23 protein-coding genes and 1 pseudogene are annotated in these 24,475 nt (G+C 66.0%); 13 read left to right on the forward strand and 11 right to left on the reverse strand.

Annotated elements, in window-relative coordinates; translation table 11 throughout:
- The 4 genes from QM682_RS08740 to aroA all read left to right on the forward strand — a co-directional run bounded on the left by QM682_RS08740 (position 1) and on the right by aroA (position 4,592).
- Entirely contained in the window at positions 1-780 is a 780-nt protein-coding gene (locus QM682_RS08740) for a type III pantothenate kinase (protein ID WP_415128813.1), read from the forward strand.
- Entirely contained in the window at positions 773-2,449 is a 1,677-nt protein-coding gene (locus tag QM682_RS08745; RefSeq protein WP_415128815.1) for a ribonuclease J, read from the forward strand. The genes QM682_RS08740 and QM682_RS08745 overlap by 8 nt, the downstream gene beginning before the upstream one ends.
- Positions 2,450-2,487: 38 nt before the next feature.
- Positions 2,488-3,189 (forward strand): tRNA (guanine(46)-N(7))-methyltransferase TrmB, encoded by a 702-nt coding sequence (gene trmB / locus QM682_RS08750; RefSeq protein WP_415128817.1) that lies wholly within the window; start codon positions 2,488-2,490, stop codon positions 3,187-3,189.
- Positions 3,190-3,260: 71 nt separating this feature from the next.
- A complete protein-coding gene (gene aroA / locus QM682_RS08755; RefSeq protein WP_415128819.1) occupies positions 3,261-4,592 on the forward strand; it encodes a 3-phosphoshikimate 1-carboxyvinyltransferase in 1,332 nt (443 codons plus the stop codon).
- Positions 4,593-5,411: 819 nt separating this feature from the next.
- Here aroA and QM682_RS08760 read toward each other — a convergent pair.
- The 4 genes and pseudogenes from QM682_RS08760 to QM682_RS08775 all read right to left on the reverse strand — a co-directional run.
- A pseudogene (locus QM682_RS08760) lies at positions 5,412-5,948 on the reverse strand (tyrosine-type recombinase/integrase); the annotation flags it as partial.
- Positions 5,949-6,078: 130 nt separating this feature from the next.
- Complete coding sequence (locus QM682_RS08765) at positions 6,079-6,432, reverse strand: Arm DNA-binding domain-containing protein (RefSeq protein ID WP_415128821.1); 354 nt, start codon at positions 6,430-6,432, stop codon at positions 6,079-6,081.
- A 316-nt stretch (positions 6,433-6,748) separates the two neighbouring features.
- The gene (gene guaA / locus QM682_RS08770) at positions 6,749-8,308 is read right to left on the reverse strand and encodes a glutamine-hydrolyzing GMP synthase (RefSeq protein WP_415128823.1); all 1,560 of its coding nucleotides are present in this window, start codon (positions 8,306-8,308) and stop codon (positions 6,749-6,751) included.
- 181 nt (positions 8,309-8,489) lie between these two features.
- Positions 8,490-9,101 (reverse strand): thiamine phosphate synthase, encoded by a 612-nt coding sequence (locus tag QM682_RS08775; RefSeq protein ID WP_415128825.1) that lies wholly within the window; start codon positions 9,099-9,101, stop codon positions 8,490-8,492.
- Between the two features lie 86 nt (positions 9,102-9,187).
- Between QM682_RS08775 and QM682_RS08780 the strand changes: the two genes are divergently transcribed.
- From QM682_RS08780 to QM682_RS08790, 3 genes are all read left to right on the forward strand, one after another.
- On the forward strand, positions 9,188-9,916 hold the full coding sequence (locus tag QM682_RS08780; protein ID WP_415128827.1) for an RNA methyltransferase: 729 nt from the start codon (positions 9,188-9,190) through the stop codon (positions 9,914-9,916).
- Positions 9,917-9,984: 68 nt separating this feature from the next.
- Positions 9,985-11,130, forward strand: a complete 1,146-nt coding sequence (gene ctaA / locus QM682_RS08785) for a heme A synthase (RefSeq protein ID WP_415128829.1) — start codon at positions 9,985-9,987, stop codon at positions 11,128-11,130.
- Complete coding sequence (locus QM682_RS08790; protein WP_415128831.1) at positions 11,127-12,599, forward strand: carboxypeptidase M32; 1,473 nt, start codon at positions 11,127-11,129, stop codon at positions 12,597-12,599. The genes ctaA and QM682_RS08790 overlap by 4 nt, the downstream gene beginning before the upstream one ends.
- 66 nt (positions 12,600-12,665) lie before the next feature.
- Here QM682_RS08790 and QM682_RS08795 read toward each other — a convergent pair whose 3' ends face one another.
- The 5 genes from QM682_RS08795 to QM682_RS08815 form a co-directional block, all read right to left on the reverse strand.
- Positions 12,666-14,024, reverse strand: a complete 1,359-nt coding sequence (locus QM682_RS08795; RefSeq protein ID WP_415128833.1) for a cytochrome P450 — start codon at positions 14,022-14,024, stop codon at positions 12,666-12,668.
- A complete protein-coding gene (locus QM682_RS08800) occupies positions 14,021-15,214 on the reverse strand; it encodes a hypothetical protein (RefSeq protein WP_415128835.1) in 1,194 nt (397 codons plus the stop codon). The genes QM682_RS08795 and QM682_RS08800 overlap by 4 nt, the downstream gene beginning before the upstream one ends.
- 63 nt (positions 15,215-15,277) lie before the next feature.
- Positions 15,278-15,961 carry a M48 family metallopeptidase gene (locus tag QM682_RS08805; RefSeq protein WP_415128836.1) on the reverse strand — a complete coding sequence of 228 codons (684 nt, stop codon included), beginning with the start codon at positions 15,959-15,961 and terminating at the stop codon, positions 15,278-15,280.
- A 27-nt stretch (positions 15,962-15,988) separates the two neighbouring features.
- Positions 15,989-17,170 carry a vWA domain-containing protein gene (locus QM682_RS08810; RefSeq protein WP_415128838.1) on the reverse strand — a complete coding sequence of 394 codons (1,182 nt, stop codon included), beginning with the start codon at positions 17,168-17,170 and terminating at the stop codon, positions 15,989-15,991.
- The gene (locus tag QM682_RS08815; RefSeq protein ID WP_415128840.1) at positions 17,170-17,334 is read right to left on the reverse strand and encodes a hypothetical protein; all 165 of its coding nucleotides are present in this window, start codon (positions 17,332-17,334) and stop codon (positions 17,170-17,172) included. Before QM682_RS08815 ends, QM682_RS08810 begins: the two co-directional genes overlap by 1 nt.
- 114 nt (positions 17,335-17,448) lie before the next feature.
- Here QM682_RS08815 and QM682_RS08820 point away from each other — a divergent pair, with 114 nt between their 5' ends.
- Together QM682_RS08820 and QM682_RS08825 are read left to right on the forward strand one after the other, a co-directional pair.
- Positions 17,449-18,573, forward strand: coding sequence for a Ppx/GppA phosphatase family protein (locus tag QM682_RS08820; RefSeq protein ID WP_415128842.1), 1,125 nt, complete (start codon positions 17,449-17,451; stop codon positions 18,571-18,573).
- 1 nt (position 18,574) lies between these two features.
- A complete protein-coding gene (locus QM682_RS08825; RefSeq protein ID WP_415128844.1) occupies positions 18,575-19,369 on the forward strand; it encodes an RlmE family RNA methyltransferase in 795 nt (264 codons plus the stop codon).
- Here QM682_RS08825 and QM682_RS08830 read toward each other — a convergent pair.
- Both QM682_RS08830 and miaA read right to left on the reverse strand, forming a co-directional pair.
- The gene (locus tag QM682_RS08830) at positions 19,366-20,430 is read right to left on the reverse strand and encodes an AraC family transcriptional regulator (protein WP_415128846.1); all 1,065 of its coding nucleotides are present in this window, start codon (positions 20,428-20,430) and stop codon (positions 19,366-19,368) included. The two genes, QM682_RS08825 and QM682_RS08830, sit on opposite strands and share 4 nt — an antisense overlap.
- Before the next feature lie 101 nt (positions 20,431-20,531).
- Positions 20,532-21,422 carry a tRNA (adenosine(37)-N6)-dimethylallyltransferase MiaA gene (miaA, locus tag QM682_RS08835; protein ID WP_415128848.1) on the reverse strand — a complete coding sequence of 297 codons (891 nt, stop codon included), beginning with the start codon at positions 21,420-21,422 and terminating at the stop codon, positions 20,532-20,534.
- 91 nt (positions 21,423-21,513) lie between these two features.
- Between miaA and pyrH the strand changes: the two genes are divergently transcribed.
- From pyrH to QM682_RS08855, 4 genes are all read left to right on the forward strand, one after another.
- Complete coding sequence (gene pyrH / locus QM682_RS08840; RefSeq protein WP_415128850.1) at positions 21,514-22,245, forward strand: UMP kinase; 732 nt, start codon at positions 21,514-21,516, stop codon at positions 22,243-22,245.
- Positions 22,246-22,326: 81 nt separating this feature from the next.
- Positions 22,327-22,890 carry a ribosome recycling factor gene (gene frr, locus QM682_RS08845; RefSeq protein ID WP_415128852.1) on the forward strand — a complete coding sequence of 188 codons (564 nt, stop codon included), beginning with the start codon at positions 22,327-22,329 and terminating at the stop codon, positions 22,888-22,890.
- A 4-nt stretch (positions 22,891-22,894) separates the two neighbouring features.
- Complete coding sequence (gene uppS / locus QM682_RS08850) at positions 22,895-23,629, forward strand: polyprenyl diphosphate synthase (RefSeq protein ID WP_415128854.1); 735 nt, start codon at positions 22,895-22,897, stop codon at positions 23,627-23,629.
- A complete protein-coding gene (locus QM682_RS08855) occupies positions 23,626-24,474 on the forward strand; it encodes a phosphatidate cytidylyltransferase (protein ID WP_415128856.1) in 849 nt (282 codons plus the stop codon). Before uppS ends, QM682_RS08855 begins: the two co-directional genes overlap by 4 nt.
- Position 24,475: the final 1 nt, after the last annotated feature.

The raw sequence follows: 24,475 nt of genomic DNA on the forward strand, positions 1-24,475 counted from the left end.
ATGCTGCTTTGCATCGACACCGGCAATACGAATACGGTCTTCTCGGTCTGGGACGGCACGCGCTTTTTGTCGCATTGGCGCATCGCGACCGATCATCGCCGCACGGCGGATGAGTATTTCGTCTGGATCTCGTCGCTGATCGCCCTGCAAAAGCTGGATATCCAGATCACCGAATGCATCATCAGCGCGACCGCGCCGCGCGTGGTCTTCAATCTGCGCGTCTTGTGCAACCGCTATTTCGACACCCGCCCCCTGGTCGTCGGCAAGCCCGAGACCGCGCTGCCCGTCGCTCCCCGTGTCGATCCGGGCGCCGTGGTCGGGCCGGACCGGCTGGCCAATGCGGCCGGCGCCTTCGACCGGCATGGCGGCAATACCATCGTGGTGGATTTCGGCACCGCGACCAATCTGGATGTGGTCGACCTGGACGGCGCCTATGTCGGCGGCGTGATCGCGCCCGGCGTCAACCTGTCGCTGGAGGCCCTGCATATGGCGGCGGCCAAGCTGCCCCATGTCGATGTCACCATGCCCGAAAAGGTGATCGGCACCAATACCGTCGCCTGTATCCAGTCGGGGATCTACTGGGGATATATCGGCCTGATCGAGGGGCTGATCAAACGCATTAGGGCGGAACGCGACCGGCCCATGAAAGTGGTCGCGACCGGCGGGCTGGCCCCGCTTTTCGATCAAGGCTTCGACCTGTTCGATCATATCGAGGACGATCTGACCGTGCATGGCCTGCGCCTGATCCATGACTATAACAAGGAGTTGGAAAATGGCTGAACGCCTGATCTATCTGCCGCTTGGCGGCGCTGGCGAAATCGGCATGAACGCCTATGTCTACGGCTATGGCGAGCCGGGCCGCGAAAGGCTGATCGTGGTCGATCTGGGCGTGACCTTCGGCGACATGGACAGTGCGCCGGGGATCGACCTGATCATGGCGGATGTCGCCTGGCTTGCGCAGAACCGCAACCGGATCGAGGCGATCTTCATCACCCACGGGCATGAGGATCACGTCGGCGCCCTGGGCCTGCTTTGGGACCGGATCCAGAAGCCGATCCATTGCCGCCGCTTCACCGGCGCGCTGGCGCGGCTGAAGATGGAGGATATGGGCCAGCCCGCCGATCAGATCCACATTCACGCCCCGCGTCCCGAGGTGATCCAGGCCGGGCCCTTCCAGGTCCAGTTCGTGCCGATCAGCCATTCGATCCCCGAAAGCTCGGCGCTGATCATCGACACGCCGGCGGGCCGGATCGTGCATACCGGCGATTTCAAGCTGGACGGCACCCCGGTCGTGGGCGAGGCGTTCGATCCGATCCTCTGGCACGAGATCGCGAACGAGGGGCAGGGGGTCAAGATCCTTGCCTGCGATTCCACCAATGTCTTCTCGCCGCATCCGGGCCGCTCCGAGGCGGTGCTGGCGAACCCGCTTCTGGATTTCGTGACCTCGCAGCGCAAGATGGTGGTAGCGACGACCTTCGCCAGCAATATCGCGCGCCTCAAGACCCTGGCCGAGGTCGGGATCGCCTCGGGCCGCAAGGTCTGTCTGCTGGGGCGCGCCATGCGCCGCATGGTGACGGTCGCGATCGAGACCGGCATCCTTGAACGCTTCCCCCAGGTGATCAGCCCCGAGGAAGCCTCGGAACTGCCGCGCGACAAGGTGATGCTGATCGTCACCGGCAGCCAGGGCGAACGGCGCGCCGCCTCGGCCCAGTTGGCGCGCGGCCGCTACCTGGGCATCGAGCTGAAGGAGGGCGACAGCTTCCTGTTCAGTTCCCGCACCATTCCCGGCAATGAACGCGGCGTGATCCGGGTGATGAACTCGCTTTCCGAAATGGGCGTGGACCTGTTCGATGCCGATGACGGCACCTATCACGTTTCGGGCCATGCCAATCGCCCCGATATCCAGGCGGTGCATGACCTGCTGAAGCCGCAGATGGTGATCCCCATGCATGGCGAGCATATGCACCTGCGCGAACACGCGAAACTGGCCGAAGCCAAGGGCATCGCCTCGGTCGTGGCCACCAACGGCATGATGCTGGACCTGACCGGCGACAAGCCCCGCGTGGTCGACCACATCGACACCGGGCGGCTTTATCTGGACGGGACCGTGCTGATCGGCGCCATGGACGGCATCGTGCGCGACCGCATCCGCATGGCGCTGAACGGCCAGGCGATGGTTTCTGTCATCATCGACGAGGATGACAGTCCGCTGCCCGACGCCTGGGTTGAGCTTTCGGGCCTGCCCGAGACGGGCCGCGCTGGCGCGCCTTTGGCGCGCAATATCGAAAGCGAGCTGGCCGAGTTCCTGGAACGCGCCGACGACCGCACGGTAAGGGATGACAGCCGCCTGGAAGAGGCGATTCGCAAGATCACCCGTCAGGTCGCCATGGAAGAGATCGGCAAGAAGCCCGAGGTGACGGTAATCATCTCGCGCCTTGCCGCCGACTGACTTGACCTTTCGCGATGGACCGGGCAATGCCCCGGTCCATGAGCGAATTCGACCCCACCCCTCCGCGCCGCAATTTCTATGGCCGCCGCCATGGCAAGACCCTGCGGCAGTCGCAAAAGGGCTATCTCTCCGAGGATCTGGGCGAGTTGCGCCCGCGCGGCATCACCGTGCAGGACAATCCCGAACGCAGGCCGGTCGATCCGTCGGCGATCTTCGGCGACGACCGCCCGGTCTGGCTTGAGGTCGGCTTTGGCGGGGGCGAGCATATGGTCCACATGGCTGCCCGCTATCCCCGGATCGGCATCATCGGCTGCGAGCCCTTCATCAACGGCGTGGCCATGCTTCTGGGCAAGATCCGCAATGCCGGGGTTCAGAATGTCAGCGTCCATCCCGGCGATGCGCGCGACCTGATGGATGTGCTGCCCGAAGGCTCGATCAGTCGCGCCTTCCTGAACTATCCCGATCCCTGGCCCAAGGCGCGCCATCATCGCCGCCGCTTCGTCACGCCCGAGCATCTGATCCCGCTTGCCCGCGTCATGAAGCCCGGAGCCGAGTTCCGCGTGGCGACCGACATCCCCGATTACGTCCGCCAGACGCTTGAGGAGGTGCCCCCCGCGGGCTTCGACCTGATCCATGAGGGGCCGGGGGCCTGGGATGACTGGCTGTCCACCCGCTATGAGCAGAAGGCCCTGCGCGAGGGGCGCGTGCCGCATTACGTCACCTTTCGGCGGCAGGAATGAATTTCAGGCGGGCCGATTGCCTCGCGCCCTGGTGACCGCTATCACCTTGCGCGACAAGCCAGGGGGACCAGATGTCACATTCCGCCGAACCGCTTCCTTTGACCGCGCATCGTTCCGGCCCGCTTTCCGGCCAGGCGCGCATCCCCGGCGACAAGTCGATCAGCCATCGCGCGCTGATCCTGGGCGCGCTTTCGGTCGGAGAGACGCATATCACCGGCCTGCTGGAGGGTCAGGACGTGCTGGACACCGCCAAGGCGATGCAGGCGTTCGGCGCCCAGGTCGAGCGTGTGGCAGAGGGGGAGTGGCGGGTGAACGGCGTCGGCGTCGGCGGCTTCTCGGAGCCTGAGGGCGTGATCGATTGCGGCAATTCCGGCACCGGCGTGCGGTTGATCATGGGCGCGATGGCGACCACGCCGATCACCGCGACCTTCACCGGCGATGCCAGCCTGTCGCGCCGTCCCATGGGCCGCATCACCGACCCGCTGGAGCTTTTCGGTGCCCGCATCACCTCGCGTGAGGGCAAGCGCCTGCCGGTCACGATCACCGGCGCCACCGAACCCGTCCCGGCCCGCTACCGGACTCCCGTGGCCAGCGCCCAGATCAAATCGGCAGTGCTGCTTGCGGGCCTGAACGCCCCAGGCGAAACCGTGGTGATCGAGGCCGAGCCGACCCGCGACCATACCGAGCGCATGCTTGCCGGCTTTGGCGCCACCATCCGCACCGAGATCACTGACGAGGGCCGTGTCATCACCTTGCAAGGCCGGCCCGAACTGATCCCGCAGCCCGTGGCGGTGCCGCGCGATCCCTCCAGCGCGGCCTTTCCCGTGGCGGCGGCGCTGATCGTGCCCGGCTCGGAAATCCGCGTGCCCGGCGTCAGCCGCAACCCGACCCGCGACGGGCTTTATGTCACGCTTCTGGAAATGGGCGCGGATATCACGTTCGAAAACGAACGCGAGGAGGGCGGCGAGCCGGTGGCCGATCTTCTTGTCCGCCATTCGGCTCTGAAGGGCGTGACGGTGCCCCCGGAGCGCGCGGCCAGCATGATCGACGAATTCCCGATCCTGTCCGTCATCGCCTGCTTCGCCGAAGGCCCGACCGTGATGCAGGGCGTCCATGAGCTTCGCGTCAAGGAAAGCGACCGCATCGCGGCGATGGAGGCGGGGCTGCTGGCCAATGGCGCCGCCGTCACCTCGACCCAGGACAGCATGACGGTCGAGGGCGGCGGCGGGCTGAGGGGCGGGGCCGTCGCCCAGACCCATCTGGACCACCGGATCGCCATGTCCTTTCTGGTCGCCGGCCTCGCTTCGGAACAGCCGATCGGCGTCGATGACGGCAGCCCCATCGCGACCTCCTTTCCCGATTTTCTGCCGCTGATGAAAGAGCTTGGCGCACGGATCGGCTAAGTCGAGAGGGGTCCGTTCGGGCCCGTCTCCGAAGATCGAAGGTCCAGCCTTTGGGTGGTCGATGCCGGCCGGGGGCTGTCTGCCCCCGGACCCCCGAGGATATTTGGACAAGAAAGACGCGCGGAGAGGGGATGTCCGGCGCTTCCTGGCTTGCAGGCCGCGCTGTCGTTTCACGCGGAGATTACTTTGGTGAGGTCCGCCTGGGGTGATCGCGCAAACCCTCTTCGGACATGGCGTTTCGCGGTCCCTGCTTTCGTTCTGGCGCCGCCAATATCGCCATGGGAATTGGTCTGGGCTCCATGCCTTTTACCATGGGGGCCGCGCCATCGTAGATGCCGCATTTGGCGCGGGAAGTGGAGAACGTCCAGATCCAGGTCGTGCCGGCAAGCGGGCGCCGCAGGTCTTCCCGCTTGGTTGCCTTCGCCGCATTTCTCTGATGAACGCCTTTTCGGCGGCAGCGCACCCTGATCATCCCCTCCGCGGGTGGTCCATTTTAAACATCAGTGCATGACCGGCCTTTGGCCCATCGAGACGATCGCTTCCGGGGCTGGTGGGCGATAGCAGACACGGCAGGGCGATCAATGAAGGCCGCCACTTCCGCCGCTGCATCAAGCCCGGATGATTGATCGCCAGGCAGTCGAAAAAGCCACTACGTTTCATGGTCACACCTCCGATTTACCGTGCTCGCGGTTGGCGAACGCGGCTACTTCATCATCAGGATCAGCAGCGGCCGAATCGGCCCCTGTTCGGTTATTGCCGCCGATTGATAGACTTGCTCTTGCGCGCTATCGTCAGCGGCAACAGCTTGGCCGTCGCCTAGGTAGATGGCGTCGTGCCGATGCGCTCCATTTCTGGTAATTTCATCGGGCGTCAGCGCATGGTCGCGCGGCTTGAACGTGGCGATGCTCGTCGGGCGCACAGCTCTGCCGGGTTCTCGACCTTCTGGCCGCGCTTGATGGCCCAGCGAAAAACCTGCAACACCACCTCGCGGGCATGCACTGCGGTTGCCGGTGCGCCACGCTCCACGATGGCATCGGTCAGTGCGCGCAAATCCTCATGGGTGATTTCCAGCAACTTCGGATTGCCGAATTTTGGCTTCAGCTCGCGCTCATAGACTGAGCGGCGCATGTCACGGGTGGTGTCTGCCATCTGGTAGCCGCGCAGCCACTTTTCCGCCCAGGCCCTGAACGTCTCCGCATCCTTGACGCGGGCCTTGTCCCGCGCCTTCTCCTTGGCCGGCGACTTCCCGACCGCGATCAGCTTCTTGGCCTCGCCCAACTGCTCGCGGGCTTCCGACAGGGTGATGCCGCCGACACCGTAGCGGCCGAAGGTGATGGTCTCCTGCCTGCCGTTGATAGGTAACCGTCCGGTCTGACCGCCTTGCCGCGCGTTGAGAGTGACGGATAGTGTTCGCTAGACGTTGTGCGGCTTGGAACGTTTCATCCGCTCCTTCGGGATCGGCCACACTGCATTCTCGAAGTCGACCTCATCCCACACCGCGTCCTGCAACTCGCTCTTGCAGCCAGCGTTCGCCGAACTCGCCGAAGCTCTTCGCTTCCTTGATGCGGCGCTTCTCCCGCTGCTTCTTCTGGGCAGGCGACCGACCTTCCTGAATCGAGCGCTGCGCGTCGATCAACTTCTCCCGCGCGCGGGCCAGAGAGAGGCACGCCGGCCCGTATCGGCCGAGGGCCAGGGTCTCGCGTCGACCGTGCATCCGGTAGTCATAGCGGAACACGACGGCACCCGACGGGTTTACGACGACATACATACCGTCACGATCAGGCGCATTGTATAATTTTTCTTCTAATTTCAGATACTTGATCGCAGCATCAGTAAGCATTGGACTTTCCGAATTCGTTCAAGAAACGCCAGAGAGCCCCAAAAATACCGTCAGGCCAAAATGGACCAATCCTCACGGCTAATTTTCCTTTATTATCAATATAGTAAGGTAAAAAAACACCGTCACAAGCTCTCTAAGCCCTGACGGTATATGCAATTCTGCGATGTCACAAGACGCCCCATACCGTCAGCCCTGCCGTCGATCGCGAGGCTTGCCTAGCGATCGACGGCGAAAGATAACGGAAGGAGAATTATTTATTCTCAGTGTGTTATTGAGGCGGATCGGCGGTTGTCGGCGGCGTTTGGATAGGCCCGAATTACTCCCACTCAATCGTCCCCGGCGGCTTCGAGGTGATGTCATAGGTGCAGCGGTTGATGCCCTTGACCTCGTTGATGATCCGCGTCGCGGTCTCGCCCAGGAATTCATGCGCGAACGGATAGTAATCCGCCGTCATCCCATCGACCGAGGTTACCGCCCGCAGCGCGCAGGCATAGTCATAGGTGCGCCCGTCGCCCATCACGCCCACGGTGCGGACGGGGAGGATGGCGACGAAAGCCTGCCAGATCTCGTCATAGAGGCCGTGCCTGCGGATCTGGTCGATGAAGACCGCATCCGCCTTGCGCAGGATGTCCAGCTTTTCGCGCGTGATCTCACCGGGACAGCGGATGGCAAGGCCGGGGCCGGGGAAGGGGTGGCGGCCGATGAACTGTTCGGGCAGACCCAGTTCGCGGCCAAGCGCGCGCACCTCGTCCTTGAAAAGTTCGCGCAGCGGCTCGACCAGTTTCAGGCCCATCTTCTCGGGCAGGCCGCCGACATTGTGGTGGCTCTTGATGGTGACCGAGGGGCCGCCGCTGAAGCTGACCGATTCGATCACGTCGGGATAAAGCGTGCCCTGGGCCAGGAACTCGGCGCCCTCGATTTCATTAGCGTATTTCTGGAACACGTCGATGAACAGCTTGCCGATGGTCTTGCGCTTGACCTCGGGGTCCGACACGCCTTCCAGCGCGCTGATGAACAGATCGGCCTCGTCAGCATGAATCAGCGGGATATTGTAGTTATCGCGGAACATGGCCACGACTTCATCGGCCTCGTTCAGACGCAACAGGCCGTGATCGACGAAAACGCAGGTCAGTTGCTCGCCGATCGCCTCATGGATCAGGACGGCGGCGACGGAACTGTCCACGCCGCCCGACAGGCCGCAGATCACGCGCTTGTCGCCAACCTGCTCGCGAATCTTGCGGATTGCCTCCTGACGATAGCTGGCCATGGTCCAGTCGCCGGTGAAGCCGGCCATGCGGACGAAATTCGCAAGCATCTTGCGCCCGTTCGGGGTGTGATGCACCTCGGGATGGAACTGCACGGCGTAGAACCCGCGCGCCTCGTCGGCGATCATGGCGTAGGGCGCGTTGGGCGAGGTGCCGATGACCTCGAAACCGGGCGCAAGCCGGGTCACGCGGTCGCCATGGCTCATCCAGACCTCTTCGCGGCCGGTATCGAACAGGCCCGAGAAGATGCCGTCGCCCTTGTGGTCCTCGGCCGGGGCGACGAAGGCGCGGCCATATTCGGCGTGATGCCCGGCTTCGACGCGGCCGCCCAGCTGCGCCATCATGACCTGCTGGCCATAACAGATGCCGAAGACCGGGATGTTCATATCGAACAGGCTTTGCGGCGCGCGGGGCGAATCCGCCTGCGTGACCGAGGCCGGCCCTCCCGAAAGGATCACGGCCCGCGGCGCGAAAGCGTGCAGGAAAGCGTCATCGACCGCGTTGAACGGGTGGATTTCGCAATAGACGTTCAACTCGCGCAGGCGACGCGCGATAAGCTGCGTGACCTGTGAACCGAAGTCGATGATGAGAAGGCGCTGATGCTGGGTCATGGCAAGGCTTTAGGCCGGCCGCATCAACTCCGCAAGAGGCAGCCGGAGCCTAGGATATTCAAGAAAACGGAAAGGGCCATGGGCGCGGTGCCGACCGCAATGGCAATGCCCGCCTTCCACAGAGCCGCACCCGCGCTTTCTTTGCTTTCCAAATACCCATGCGGACGCGCCGTAAGCGCCATCAGCGCCAGAGAAGGCCCAGCGCCTCGACCGGATCCTCTTCGCTCCAGATCTCGGGGCCAAGCGCGATGAAATCGGCGACCGGCGCCAATTGGCCGATCAGGGCGGGGCTCAGCGCGCCTTCGGCCACGATGGGGGCCTCGATCACCTCGGACCACCATTGGAAAAGGTCGAAATCGACCAGGGTGCCATGCCCCAGCGCGGTCGGACCGCAGGGGCCGAAGCTGACATAGTCGGCACCGGCCTCGGCGGCGTTCATGCCGTCATGACGCGAGGCGCCGCAGAAGGCCCCGACGATCGCATCCGCGCCAAGCTCCTTCCTGGCATAGCGAACGCTGCGGGCACCATCGGTCAGATGCACGCCGTCCAGACCATGGCGCAGCGCCAATTGCACATGGTCGTCGATGACCACGGCCACGTCGCGGGCATGGGCGATCTCGCGGGCAAGATCCGCCAGGCGGCCCAGATCGTCCTCGGCCCCGGCGCCGGGGATGCGCAGGCAGGCGACCGGAAAGCGATCCATGACATCCGCCAGCATCGGCCCCACCGTCGAGGCCGCCGCTCCCAGGGGCGCGATCAGGTAGAGTTGCGGCGCGTTCGGTTCGTTTGTCATGGTCATGTCATCCTGATGGTCCGTCCCGCAGATAACCCAGCAAGCCGCGCCTTGCCAGCCGTTCCTGCGAAGGATATGGCCCCGGGATGGAACCCGCGATCATTCTTGTCCGCCCCCAGATGGGCGCAAATATCGGCGCGGCGGCTCGCGCCATGCTGAATTTCGGCCTGACCGACATGCGCCTGGTGGCGCCCCGCGACGGCTGGCCGAATCCCGGCGCCGTCGCCATGGCCTCGGGCGCGGCGGGGCAGGTGCTGGACCGGGCGCGCGTCTTCCCCAGCCTTGCCGAGGCGATGGCGGATCTGGACCATGTATATGCCACCACCGCGCGCGGGCGCGAGTTGACGAAACCCGTCCTGACCCCCGCGACCGCGATGCAGGATGCGCGGGCGCGCGTGGCCCAGGGCGGGCGGGTCGGCATCCTTTTCGGCCCCGAGCGCGCCGGCCTGGAAAACGACGACGTGGCGCGGGCGAATGCCATCATCACGGTTCCGGTAAATCCGGATTTCCCCTCGCTGAACCTCGCCCAGGCGGTGCTGCTGAACGGCTATGAATGGGCGCGCGACAGCCTTCCCGCCCAGCCCATGCCCCAGGGCCGCCGCCCCGAGGGCGAGATCCCGGCCACCCGCATCGAGATCGAGAAGCTCGCCGATCATTACGAGCAGCGGCTGGAGGCGGCGGGCTTCTTCTTCCCGCCCGAGAAGGCCCCGGCGATGAAGCTGACCCTGCGCAACCTTTGGTCCCGCATGTCTCTGACCCAGGCCGATACACGGGTGTTTCATGGCATGTTGCGACAATTGGTCCGTCGCGGTTGATTGAACTTCGGGGCGCGCCCCGTCAAGCTGGGCCGGCCCGGTCCGGGCGAAAAGGCAAGGAAGCTGACATGGCAAGACGCCCCGTCTTTCAGGAAGTCACCGACACCACCCCGCGCAGCGGCACGCCCCAAGGGGGGCTGATCGATTCCGGGCATCGCGGTGGCCGCTCCGCGATCCGGCTATGGCTGATCGTGCTTTTCGTCCTGGTCGCGGCGATGATCGCGCTCGGCGGGGCGACGCGGCTGACGGGCTCGGGCCTCTCCATCACCGAATGGAAGCCCGTCACCGGGGCGCTGCCGCCGATGGACGCCGCCGCCTGGGCCGCCGAGTTCGAGAAATACAGGCAGATCCCGCAGTTCGAACTGGTCAATCCCGACATGGACCTGGCCGGCTTCAAGCAGATCTATTACTGGGAATGGGCACATCGCCTGCTGGGGCGCCTCGTCGGGTTGATCTGGGCGGCGGGCTTTCTTTTTTTCCTGGTCACCAGGCGCATCCCCCTGGGCTGGACGCCGCGCCTTCTGATGCTGGGTGTCCTGGGCGGGCTTCAGGGCGCGATTGGCTGGTGGATGGTCCATTCCGGCCTTTCGGGCGAGATGGTGCGCGTGGCCTCCTATCGCCTGGCCACGCATCTTGGCCTGGCCTTCGCCATCCTCGGCCTGATCGCCTGGTCGGTCCTGGCGCTCTCGCGCAGCGAGGCCGAGCTGATGCGCGCTCGCCGCGCCGGCGAGGCGAAGCTTTTCTCGATGACCACGGGGTTGATGCACCTGACCTTTCTGCAAATCCTGATCGGTGCGCTGGTGGCGGGCATCGACGCGGGCCGCATGTATACCGGCTGGCCCACCATGGGCGGCGAATGGATTCCGTCCGAGATCTGGGACGCCACTCTCGGCTGGCGCAATTTCTTCGAGAACCCGGCCCTGGTGCAATTCGCCCACCGCATGACGGGCTATCTGCTGGCGATCTTCGCGTTGGTCGTCTTCCTGCGCGCCCGCCGCTCGCCCCATCCGGTGACGCGCGGCGCCTATGCGGTGATGATCGCGGCCATGGGCGTGCAGGTGCTCCTGGGTATCATGAATGTGGTTCACGCCTCGCCCTTGCCTTTGGCGCTGGCGCATCAACTCGGGGCCGTGGCATTCTTCACCCTGATCCTGCGGGCCAGGCACCATGCCCGCTATCCCTATGAAACCTCGGTGCGGGGGACCATCCGATGAGCGCATTCGAAGACCTTCTCGCCTTCCAGCGCCAGACCGAGGCGCTCTCCTCGGTGGCCGAGCGGCTGGGCTGGGACCAGGAAACCGTGATGCCGCGCGGCGCGACCGAGCAGCGCAGCGAGGAAATGGCCGCGATGGAGGCCGTGCTGCATGAGCGCCGCACCGATCCGCGTCTGGCCGAATGGCTGGATCAGGCCGTCCCCGAGGATGCCGAGGACCAGCGCATCCTGGACCTGATCTCGCGCGATTTTCTTCGCGCCTCGCGCATTCCGGCACGCCTTGCGACCGAGCTGGCGCGGCAGACCTCGCTTTCGCAGGGTATATGGGCGGAAGCCCGCGCCAAGGACGCGCCCCAGGATTTCCTGCCGGTCCTGAACGACATCCTGATGTTGAAGCGCGAAGAGGCCGCCGCCTTGGCCGATGGCGGCGATCTCTATGACGCACTCCTTGAGGATTACGAGCCGGGCACCAGCCAGGCCGAGATCGCGGCGCTTTTCGACGCCATGCGCCTCCGTCTGGTCGCGCTGCGCGAGGATGTGTTGGGCGCCGCGTTCCAGCCGCAGGCGCTGACCGGCCATTTCCCGCAGGAGACCCAGCTGCGCCTGGCCCGCGCCTGCGCGACGGCCTATGGCTATGACTGGTCGCGCGGGCGCATGGATATCGCCGTCCATCCCTTCAGTTCCGGGCGCTGGCAGGACAGCCGCATCACCACGCGGGTGGTCGAGACCGACCCTTTCAACTGTCTCTATTCTACCATCCACGAGGTCGGCCATTCCAGCTATGAACTGGGCATCGACAGCGATTATGCCTTCACGCCGCTTGGCCGGGGCGTCTCGATGGGCGCGCATGAAAGCCAGAGCCGGATCTATGAGAACCAGATCGGCCGCGGCCGCGCCTTCACCGGCTGGCTCTACCAGCGTATGGCGGATGCCTTCGACGGCCTGTCCGTTCCCGGCGCGGATGCCTTCCACGCGACGGTGAACCGCGTCGCGCCGGGCTATATCCGCACCGAGGCCGACGAGGTGCAGTATAACCTGCACATCATGCTGCGCTTCGATCTGGAGCGCGATCTGATCGCCGGCAAGCTCGATGTCGAGGATCTGGTCGAGGCATGGAACACCCGCTTCCTGCATGATTTCGGCCTTGCCGTGGACCGGCCCGCGAACGGGCTCTTGCAGGACGTGCATTGGGCGGTGGGGCTTTTTGGCTATTTCCCGACCTATGCGCTGGGCAACGTCTATGCGGGCTGCCTGAACCAGGCCATGCGCGGCGCCGTCCCTGATCTCGACCGCTTCCTCGCTGCGGGCGATGCCTCTCCCGCCGTAGAATGGCTGCGCGAGAACATGCAGCGCCATGGCGGGCTCTACCCACCCCGCGAGTTGATCGAACGCGCGACGGGCGAGTCGATCAGCGAGGCGCCGCTGCTCGATTACCTGGAGGAAAAATTCGCTGGCATCTATCGGCTGTGACTGCGGCGAATGGGTATTTAGAAAGCAAAGAAGGACTGGGCGCCGCATTACGCCTTCTTTGCTTTTTCAAATACCCATTCGACGTGGCCGCAGGCGCAACCCTATGCCATTTCTGCCCCGCAATGTCAGACGCATGACCGGGACGGGGCGTTCGGGGCCCGGGGTGAATTCATAGGTCCGCACTAGCGTCGCCAGCAGAAGCGGTCCCTCGATCATGGCGAAGCCCGCCCCGGGGCAGGCGCGGGCGCCGGCCGAGAAGGGGATGAAGGCATCGCGCATGCAGGTCTTGCCGTTCTCGGTTTCCCAGCGGCCTGGGTCGAAGCCGTCGGGATTGTCCCAGAGCCGTTCATGGCGGTGCAGATGCCAGGGCGACAGCACGAGTTGGGCGCCCTTGGGCGCGCGACGGCCGCGCATGGTCTCGGGGCGGCGGGTCTCGCGCACTGTCATCGCGACGGGGGGGTAAAGGCGCAGCGTTTCGCGGAAGACGGCGCGCGCGAGTGGAAGGTTCTTGATGCAGGCGAAATCGGGCGAGAGATGGGCCAGGGCCTCGCGCGCGACGCGGTCTTGCCAGGTGGGATTCTCGGCCAGAAGGTAAAGCGCCCAGGCCAGCGCCGAGGCGCCGGTCTCGTGGCCGGCCAGAAAGAAGGTTGCCACCTCGTCGATCATTTCCGCGTCCGAGAAGACCTTTCCCGTCTGCGGGTCGGGTGTGGTCATGATCTTGGTCGCCAGGTCGGGGGGCGCCGTGCCCGCGGCGATCTGCCGGGCGCGTTCGGCGACCAGTTGCCGGATCAGGCCGCGGATGCGGCGGGCGCTGGCCCGGACCTGGCGGGAGTGCAGCCGCGCCCAGCGGGGCAGGGCGATCAGCCCGCCCAGGTTCACCATGGGCTGTGCGTCCTGATGCTCGCGGAACGCCTCGAAAACCTGGCTTGCCGTCTGGTCCTCGATCGGCAGCGAGAAGAGCGTGCGGAAGATCACGTCGGCGGCGAGGTGGCTGGTATGGGGCTCGATGTCGAAGGGACCGCCCTGGGCCAGGGGGGAAAGCCGGGCGACGGCCGATTGCCCGGCCTGCCACATGGCGGGAAACGCCTGGCGCAGGCGCCCGCCCTCGAATGCCAGGTCGATGATGCGGCGCTGGTGCAGCCAGGTTTCGCCATTCGAGATGAAGCTGGAATTGCCCAGAAGCGGCTGAAGCCCGGCCGCCATGCGCGGGGATTTCGGGAAATCCATCGGCCGTTTCTTCAGGATCAGATCGACCAGCGCGGGGTCGTTGCAGGTGAAGCTATGGATCAGGGGGCCGCGAAACTCGGCCATCCATGCCCGATAGAGCCGGTCGGACTGGGCCGACAGGATGTCGCGGCGGAAATCGCGGATGAAGCGCCAGACCGAGCTCTTGCCCTGGCGCGAAGGGGGTTTGGGCGGGATCATGTGGCGACATGCCCGTTCACCGCCCGCGCGATGCGGCCCGGCGAATGGCCGCGCCCCGCGTAGCGCCCGCCCAGGGTCAGAGGTCCGGCGGTGATGGCGAAATAATCATAATCGCCTGGCCGGTCGAAGGCGCAGAGATATTGGAAATGCAGCCGGAACCAATGCCCCCGCAGCGCGCGCCGCTTTTCGGGCGATAGGGTTTGCGTGAAGGCGGCGGACAGCACCAGCGGGTGCAGGCGGTTCGGCGGTTCGACCCCCGAGACCGCGACCGGATCGCAAAGCCCGAAGGAGCAGGCGTCCCCCGGCGCGGTCACGTCGATCCAGTCCAGCCTGGGCCGCGCGCTGAGGTCGCGCAGATCGCGGCGCAGCCGGTTCGCGGCGGGCAGGAAGGACGCCATAGGCACGACATGGCCCAGCGACAGGAAGGAAAGCCGCGTGCCCTCGGCGACCTTCGACCGCAGCAGTTCGGCCAGGACCGAGACGCCCAGATAGGCGCCGGAGCTGTGGCCCACGACCAGGACCTCGTCCCAATCATCGTCCAATGCCTGGGCTATGCGGTCCGCGAACTGGCTGATCCGGGTTTCCAGCGCCGGGGGATAGGCGCCCAGATGCCGCGCGGTGAAGGCATAGTCATGCATCAGGTAATAGGCGAAGATCCTGCCGTCGAGCCGACGCCACAAGACCAGCCCCGCCCAGGTCACGGCTAGCAGCACCGGAATGCCAGGCAGCCAGCCGAGGCCGGTGGCCCGCCCCGCCAGCCAGCCCAAAGCGGCGCCGGCCAGCAGCGCCGCGACAAGCTGCGCCAGCAGCACGACCACCGGATAAAGCGCCGCGATCACCGGGCCACGCCTCAGCCGCATCAGCCGGAACAGCGCGCCCGAGCCGATATAGGCCCAGGCGGTGCGGCAAAGCTGGGCATAGGTCGCGGGGATCGACTGACCCATCGACCCTTGCACCAGATCGGCCCAGACCAGCACCTCGAATTCGGCCTCGGTCGGCACGCCGCCGAAATCGCCGCTGACGCCCCAGCCGAAGCCGGTCCGGTCGCGGCGCGGGCCAAAAGCCAGCCCATAGCCCGAGATCCGCGCCTGCTCGGCCCCCTCGCGCTTGTAAAGCTCGCGGTAGCGGCGCGGCGGGATCGGGTCGTAGCCGGGGATATAGAAGACGCGGCGGCGAAAGGGGCGGGTCATCGGGGTGTTTTGCACTCGGGGGTTTTGCAGGTGCAGCATAGGACAATCACGCCGGGCAGCAAGTCACCGGGCGCCCCAGCGCCGTTCCAGTTTCTCGATGGCGGCAATTCGGGCGTCGATTCTGGGATGCGACATCAGCCAGGCAGGGGCGGTTCCGCGCGCGCCCGCAAGCCTGTCGAGCTTGCGAAACAGGCTTTTCTGCGGTTCGGTGCCGAAGCCCGCCTTGATCATCAGGGCGCTGGCGAAGGCGTCGGCCTCGAATTCGTCCTGGCGCGAGAGGCGGGCGGCGACGGCGCTGGCTGCAAGATTGGCGATCCAGCCGCCGATGCCGGGCAGGAAGCGGCCCAGCACCGTCGCCAGGGCCATGCGGATCGCGTTCTGGCCCGCGAAATCCACCATGCGCCGGCGGGCGTGTCCGTGCGCGACATGGCCCAGTTCATGCGCGATCACGGATGCCAGCTCCGCCTCGGTCACATCGCCCGCATCCAGCTTGTCCAGAAAGCCCCGCGTCAGGAAAATCCGTCCGTCGGGCGCGGCCAGCCCGTTCACCGGCGCCACCTCATAGACATGCGCCTTGACCGGCGGCAGGTCCATGGCGCGGCCCAGCCGTTCCAGCATTGGCATCAGCCGGGGGTGGGTCAGGGCCGAGGATCTGGCATTCAGATCCGCCTTCAGCCGCCACAGCGAAAAGAACCACATCGCGGCCATGTAAAGGATCAGAAGCAGGATCGGGGTCAGCTTGAGCATGATCCCAATATGGGCCGCGCGCGGGCTTTAGCCAAGCAGCCGCATCGCCTGCGTCAGCCCTTCCAGCGTCAGGGGCTGCATCCGGTCCTGAAAGATCTCGTCGATCATCTGGATCGAGCGGGTATGGCGCCATTCCGCGCGGGGCACCGGGTTCAGCCAGACATGATCCGGCCAGGTCTCGCGCAGGCGGGTCAGCCAGGTCTCGCCCGATTCGGGGTTCCAATGTTCGTTGGCGCCGCCCGGCACCGCGATCTCATAGGGCGACATCGAGGCATCGCCCACGAAGATCGCCTTGTAGTCGCGGCCGAAGCGGTTCAGCACGTCCCAGGTCGGGGTGGTTTCGGTCCAGCGGCGGCGGTTGTCCTTCCACAATGCCTCGTAGATGCAATTGTGGAAATAGAAATGTTCCAGATGCTTGAACTCGGTCCGCGCGGCTGAAAACAGCTCGTCCACGCGGCGGGCATGATCGTCCATGCTGCCGCCCACGTCCAGAAACAGCAGGACCTTGACCGCATTGTGCCGCTCGGGCCGGGTCCGCACGTCGATATAGCCGTGCTCGGCGCTGGCGCGGATGGTGCCGGGCAGGTCCAGTTCCTGCTCGGCACCGTGGCGTGCCCATTGCCGCAGCCGTTTCAGCGCGACCTTGATGTTGCGGGTGCCCAGTTCGACCGAATCGTCGAAATCGCGGAATTCGCGCTTGTCCCAGACCTTGACTGCGCGGCGGTGCCGGCTGGCGTCCTGCCCGATCCTCACCCCCTCGGGGTTGTAGCCGTAGGCGCCGAAGGGCGAGGTGCCGGCCGTGCCGATCCATTTGCTGCCGCCCTGGTGGCGGCCCTGCTGCTCGGCCAGGCGTTCGCGCAGGCGCTTCATCAGCTCGTCGAAGCTGCCGGGGCCTTCGATGGCGGCGCGTTCCTCGGGGGTAAGCAGCTTCTCGGCCAGCTTCTCCAGCCATTCCTTCGGGATCGAGACCTCATTCACCAGCGCCTGCACCGGAATTTCGTCCAGGCCCGAGAAGGCTTCGGCGAAGGCGCGGTCGAAGCGGTCGATATGCGCCTCGTTCTTGACCAGTGTGGCGCGGGCCAGGTGATAGAAGCCTTCGGCGCGCCAGTCGGAAAGCCCCGCCTGCAAGCCCGCCAGCAGGTCCAGATATTCCCGCAGACTGACCGGCACCCCATGCCTGCGCAGACTGTCGAGAAAAGGCCGAAACATCAGAGGCACCTGCCGATCAGCACCGTCGCCAGCACCCCCAGCACGGCGAAGCCCAGGGCATGGACGGTGGCGTATTGCAGCCGGTCGGCCCGGTTGCCGCCCAGGCGGGCCGCGCGCCGATAGCCGATCGCGGCGCCGATAAGAAGGGCAATGATGACGATCATGAGCCTTTGGTAGCCCCGCGCCGCCGGCCTGTCGAGGGTCGAGCGATGGAAACCCTTGAACCGCTTGGTGCGGCAGGCTACCTTTGTTCCAACTTGTCATCGGAGGGCGTGAATATGGCGCCCAGGCGTCCCGCGGGTGCGGACGCGTTCCCGAGCATAACGGTCGAGCCTTTCGTCACCCGCCCGGCCGAGGATGGGCAGCTTTACGCCGCCCTGGACCTTGGCACGAATAGCTGCCGGATGCTGATTGCCCGCCCCACGGGTAGCCAGTTCCAGGTGGTCGACAGCTTCTCGAAGCCGGTCCAGTTGGGGCACGGCCTGGAAGCGTCTGGCAGGCTGTCGCGTCCTTCCATGGCGCGGACGGTGCATGCCCTGCAAGTGTGCCGGCGCAAGCTTGAGGCGCATAACGTCACCCGCATGCGCCTGGTCGCGACCGAGGCCTGCCGCCGCGCCCGCAACAGCCGCGACTTCATGCGGACGATTCGGCGCGAGACCGGCCTGCCGCTGGAAATCATCGATGCCGAGGAAGAGGCGCGGCTGGCGGTGATCTCATGCGCGCCTCTGGTCAGCCAGCGCACGGACCAGCTTCTGGTCGTGGATATCGGTGGCGGCTCGACCGAACTGGTCTGGATCGACCTTGAGGATGTGGAACCCACCGAGCGGCCCCGCGCGATCATGCGGCTGGCGGATGGGTTCCGCAATCCACAGCCCGGCGGGGCGCGGGTGGTGGACTGGATCTCGGTGCCGCTGGGGGTCGCGACGCTGCGCGACCAGTTCGAGGATGTCGAGGACGATCAGGGCCGCTTCGCCCTGATGTCCTGGCATTTCGAGGAGATGCTTTCCGATTTCAGCCCCTATGCCCTGGCCCGCGACATGGAGGAAAGCTTTCAGGTCATCGGCACCTCGGGCACCGTCACCACGGTCGCGGCCAGCCATCTGGGCCTGCGCCGCTATGACCGGACCAAGGTGGACGGGCTGGTGATGAGTTCCGCGCAGATCGACAGGGTGATCCGCGACTATCTGTCGCTGGGTCCCGAGGGGCGCCGCTCGGACCCCCGAATCGGGCGCGAGCGGCATGCGCTGATCATGTCGGGCGCGGCGATCCTGCAAACGCTGATGCGAGTCTGGCCGACGACGCGGCTGTCGGTTGCGGATCGCGGTCTGCGCGAGGGGCTGCTATACGCGCAGATGGTCAAGGATGGGGTGCTGACCCCCGAGGGCTTGAACGGGGTTGCATGAGATGACGGTTGGAAAGAAACCCGGCAGCGGCAGCGGCAGCGGTGGCGGGGAAAAGAAAAGCTCGGGGCGCGGCCAGCGCGATTTGCGGGTGCGGGTCAAATCGGCCAGGGGTCGCAAGCTGTCCAGCACGCTTTGGCTTGAGCGGCAGTTGAACGATCCCTATGTCGCGCGTGCCAAGCGCGAGGGCTATCGTGGCCGCGCGGCCTTCAAGATCCTGGAACTGGACGACAAGTTCGGCTTTCTGGTGCCCGGCGCGCGGGTCGTCGATCTGGGTTGCGCCCCCGGCGGCTGGTGCCAGGTCGCGGTCGGGCGGGTGAATGCGCTGGGCGAGAAATCCGGCAGGAAGGTCGGCCGCGTGCTGGGCGTCGATCTGCAAGAGGTCGACCCCATCGCCGGGGCCGAAATCCATCAGCTTGATTTCCTGTCGGACGGGGCGGACGACAAGGTCAAGGAATGGCTGGGCGGGCGTGCCGATGTGGTCATGTCGGACATGGCGGCGTCCTCCTCGGGGCACAAGGGCACCGATCACCTGCGCATCGTCGCCCTGGTCGAGGCGGCGGCGCAATTGGCCTTTGATGTGCTGGAACCGGGCGGCACCTTCGTCGCCAAGGTCCTGGCTGGCGGCGCCGAGACCGAGATGCAGGCCATGCTGAAGCGCAATTTCCGCAAGGTGGCGAATGTGAAGCCCCCCGCCAGCCGCTCGGATTCCTCCGAGAAATTCGTGGTGGCCCAGGGCTTTCGCGGCCGCGAGTCCGAGCGGCTGCCAGAGGGGCCGGGCCAGGCCGATCCGGTCTAGGCCAGATCGGCCATCGCGGCATCGTCGGCCGGGGGCTGGCGCAGGCTTTCGGGCGTGCGCCCCGTCGCCGCCGCGAAGGCGCGCATGAAATGGCCAAGGCTGCTATAGCCCAGCTTCGCCGCGATCTGGGCGATGGGCATATCGGTCTCGCGCAGAAGCAGGGCCGCGTGGTCGCGGCGGATCTCGTAAAGCAGATCCAGCGCCGGCTTGCCCCGGAATTGCCGGCAGGCGCGGTCCAACTGCGCCAGTGTGGCGCCCAGGCTTTCGGCGATCTCGGACATGGTGCGGTCCTGGGCCGGATCGCGGGTCATCGCCGTGATGAAGCCTTGGCACAGGGGCCGTGCCTCGGGCTCGGGGTGGTCCATGTCCTCGTGGACCTCGGCCCGTTCGGCGATGCGCGACAGGGCGACGGCCAGAAGGCCCAGATGGCAGCCGGTCGCGGTCTTTTCGGTCTCGTCGCGGGGGGTGCCAAGGCCAAGGGCTTGCAGCGTCGGTTCAAGCAGGGGGCGGTCGGCGGGATCGGGCAGGCCGCAGCGAAAGGCGGCGGGCAGCGCGACATGCAGCCGCTCGGCCAGGCGCGGCGGAATCAGCAAGGCCCATCCCTGGGCCTTCGCTGGTGGATGCAGGGCAAAGGCGGTCCCGGCCGGAATGAAGGCCAGCCGCCCCGGCGGCAGCGGATGCGACATGCGCGGCAGTTCCACCTCCATCGCCGCCCCGGCGCCGATATGGATCAGCACATGATCGCCCCGGACGCGGGGCGTGGCGGCCGAGCCACGGCCCAGCACCCGTCCCCGCACCGGCCCGCCCCAGCAGAATCCGGCCAGCGGGATCAGGCGCATGCCGTCGCCCGGCGCGGCGGCGGTGCGCAGGCCCATGGGCGCGGTGAAGGCCGGGCCGCGTGCCGCGACACTCGGCGCTGGCTCAGGATGGTCACGGGGATCCGGCGCGCCCGGCTCAAGGATGGTCGCGGCATTGATGCCCGCCTCCCTTAGCCTTGTCCGCACCAGGTCGGCATCCGGCAGAAGTCGGTCCAGAGGCAACAGGCGAAGCAGTTCGGACATACGGCAACTTCCACGTTTCTGCCCTGTGAGGCTAACCCGCATAGGGCATATCGGAAACGTGGATAACGCCTTAAGGTTGCGATTTGTTTAATATGTTGCTGCTATGCTGCATCGGCCGGCACTTGGCGCCAGGTTTTCAACCGCCCCCGGAAGAAAATACGCTGCGATTTGGCGTATTGCCTTGTGGCGATGACCGCGCGCCGGGCGGCCTCGTCCAGGCTGCATTCGCCGCGCAGATGCGCGACCAGTTCCGGCGCGCCGATGGCCCGCGCCCATAGTGCCTTCGGCTGCCAGGAGGGCAGGACGGCCCGCGCCTCGTCCAGCGCGCCCTGCTCGATCATCAGCGCGAAGCGTCGGGCGATGCGTTGGGCCAGCCAATCGCGGTCGCTGGTCAGGACGATTCGCTCGGAATCCTCGGGCAGGATCAGCGGAGCTGGGGTGTCGCGCTGCCATTCGGCGATTCCCCGCCCGGTGGCCCGCAGTACTTCCCAGGCGCGCTGGACGCGGGCGGGATTGTTCAAATCCAGCCGCGCCCGCGAGGTGGGATCAAGGTCCGCGGCCATCCGCGCAAGCCCGCCCTCGGCGATCAGCGCATCGGCCCTGGCCCGGATCTCGGGTGGAATGGGCGGGATCACCGCCAGCCCGTGGCCCAGGGCGTGCAGGTAAAGCCCGGTGCCGCCGGTCACGATCAGGCGCTGGCCCTGTGCCAGCAGGCCCCGCACCTGCTCTAGCCAGATACCCACCGAAAACGCGTCCTCCGGCCGCATATGGCCGTAAAGGCGATGCGGCACGGCGGCCTCGTCCGCGACCGAAGGCCGGGCCGAGATCGCCCGCCAGCAGGACCAGACTTGCAGCGCGTCCGCATTGACCACGATCCCGCCCTGGGCCTGGGCGATCGCCATGGCCAGCGCCGACTTGCCGCTGGCGGTCGGGCCGGCCAGAAGCACATGCCGCCCGGCGGGGATGGTCGCGACAATCTGCTCACATCGCATCTGAGGGGCGGTCCCTGGCAGTTGAACATCCCGCCTCTTTGCGACATTTTGCGCGGCAGCGAAACTGCCTCCTCCCGTTGAAAGGTGCCTCATGTCCGACCAGAACCAGAAATCGATCAAATACGGTCGCGTCATGCTGAAGATCTCGGGCGAGGCGCTGATGGGTGATCAGTCCTACGGCCTGCATCCGCCGACGGTGGCGCGCATCGCCGCCGAGGTGAAATCCGTCTATGACCTGGGGGTCGAGATCTGCATGGTCATCGGCGGCGGCAATATCTTCCGTGGCCTGCAAGGCAGCGCCCAGGGCATGGAGCGCGCGACCGCCGATTACATGGGCATGCTGGCCACCGTGATGAACGCGCTGGGCATGCAGGCCGCGCTGGAGGCCGAGGGCATCCATACCCGCGTGATCAGTGCCATCCGCATGGACGAGGTGGCCGAGCCCTATATCCGCCGCCGCGCCGTCCGCCACCTGGAAAAAAAGCGCGTCTGCATCTTCGCCGCCGGCACCGGCAACCCCTATTTCACCACCGACACCGCCGCGACGCTGCGCGCCAACGAGATGAACTGCGAGGCGATCTTCAAGGGGACCAAGGTGGATGGGGTCTATGACAAGGACCCCAAGAAGTTCTCCGACGCCAAGCGTTACGAAACCGTGACCTATGACGAGGTGCTGCAAAAGCATCTGGGGGTGATGGACGCCTCGGCCATCGCGCTGGCCCGCGACAACGACCTGCCGATCATCGTGTTCTCGCTGGACGAGCCCGGCGGTTTTCGCGGAATCCTGGCGGGGCAGGGCACTTATACACGCGTGCATGGTTAAAATGCCTGCATAGCCTTTGCGTTGCGGGCAATGCTCGGCTAAAAGCGGCTGAAAATCACAGCAGAAGGGCCATGACCGAGCATGTCCGACGAGATCGAGATCGACACCGACGACCTGGAACGCCGCATGAAGGGCGCGATGGATTCGCTGCGCCATGAGTTCGCCTCGCTGCGCACCGGGCGCGCCTCGGCCAGCATGGTCGAGCCGATCATGGTCGACGCCTATGGCTCGCCCACGCCGATCAACCAGATCGGCACGGTCAACGTGCCCGAGCCGCGCATGGTCACGATCAACATCTGGGACAAGGCGCTGGTCGGCAAGGCCGAGAAGGCGATCCGCGATTCGGGCCTGGGGATCAATCCGCAGTTGAACGGCACCATCATCATGCTGCCGATCCCCGAGTTGAACGAGGAGCGTCGCCGCGACCTGACCCGCGTGGCCGCGCAATATGCCGAACATGCCCGCGTCGCGATCCGCAACGTGCGCCGCGACGGTATGGACCGGATCAAGAAGGCCAAGGGCTCGGGCATGTCCGAGGACGATCAGAAGTTCTGGGAAGGCGCCGTGCAGGAGCTGACCGACAAGATGATCGCCGCCGTGGACCAGGCGCTTGAATCGAAACAAGCCGAAATCATGCAGGTCTGAATTCATGGCCGATCCCGCAGCCCGCTTGTCCAGGACCGACGGTCAGGACGCCAAACCCCGGCACGTCGCCATCATCATGGATGGCAACGGACGCTGGGCCGTCAACAAGGGCTGGCCGCGTCTGGTCGGCCACCGGCGCGGCGCGGAAAGGGTCAAGCAGCTCGTCCGCGCCTGCCCCGATCTGGGCGTGAACTGGCTGACGCTTTATGCCTTCTCGACCGAGAACTGGAAGCGCACCACCGAAGAGGTGCTGGGCCTGATGGGCATCTTCGCCCGCTATATCGAGCGTGAGGCCGACGGCCTTGCCGCCGAGGGCGTGCGGATGCGCTTCATCGGCGCGCGCGAGCGGCTGGATACCCGGCTGCAACGCCTGATGGCGGGGATCGAGGCGCGGACCGCCTGCAACACCAGGCTGAACCTGACCGTCGCGATCAATTACGGCGGCCGGGACGAGATCGCGCGGGCCGCCCGCCGCCTGTCCGAGCGTGTGGCGAGGGGCGAGGTCCAGAACCCGACCGAGGCGGATTTCGTCGCCTGCCTCGACACCGCCGGACAGCCCGATCCCGATCTGGTCATCCGCACTTCGGGCGAGACGCGGACATCGAATTTCCTGCCCTTCCAGGCGGCCTACTCTGAATATGAGTTCACCCCGACGCTCTGGCCCGATTTCACGCCCGAGCATCTGGCCGCGATCCTGGACCGCTACAGTCTGCGCGACCGGCGCTTCGGCGGCGCATGACCCAGGGCAACGCCCCCCGCGAGCGGCTGCGTGACAAGCTGAAGCCTGGCAAATGGGGCGATCTGCGCAAGCGTTTCGGCTGGGGCGCGGCGCTGCTGGCCGTGGGGGTGGTGCTGCTTTTGTCCTCGGGGCTGTGGCTGCGGCTGGGTGTCTCGGCCGTGGTGGGGGTGATGATGTGGGAACTGGCGCGGCTGACCGGCTGGCGCCACCCCGAGTTTCACAGCCCCCGTCACCCGGTCCTGATCGGCATTCTTTCGGGGCTGGTGCTGTTCACAACACTGATCCTGCCGGGCGATCTGCCGCTGCTTCTGGTGCTGGTGCCTGTCCTGGTCGGCCTGCCCGGCACCCATAGCCATGAGCGCCCGGCCTATGTGCTGATGACCGTCGCGATTCTGGGCGCGGGCTATGGCCTTGTCGTCATGCGCGAGGTGATGGGGCTGGCCACGGTCTTCTGGGTGGTGCTGACGGTCGTGCAATCCGATGTGCTGGGCTATTTCGTCGGGCGCAAGGTCGGGGGGCGCAAGTTCTGGCCCTCGATCAGCCCGAAAAAGACCTGGAGCGGCACGCTGGCCGGCTGGATCGGTGCCTGGCTGTTGGCGGTTGGGCTGGTGATTTGCGGACAGGCCGGCTGGCCGGTCCTGCTGATCGGTCCGCTTCTGGCGCTGTCGGGGCAGGCCGGCGATCTGGCGGAAAGCTGGCTCAAGCGCCGCGTCGGCGTCAAGGACAGTTCGCAGTTGATCCCCGGCCATGGCGGTGCGCTGGATCGGTTCGACGCCATGGTCGGGGCGCTTTTGCTGGCTCTGCTGCTGATGCTGCTTCATCTTTTGCCGGTAATCGGAGGCTGAC

The organism is Paracoccus sp. (in: a-proteobacteria) (genome assembly GCF_047605025.1).
Taxonomy (GTDB): Bacteria; Pseudomonadota; Alphaproteobacteria; order Rhodobacterales; family Rhodobacteraceae; genus Paracoccus.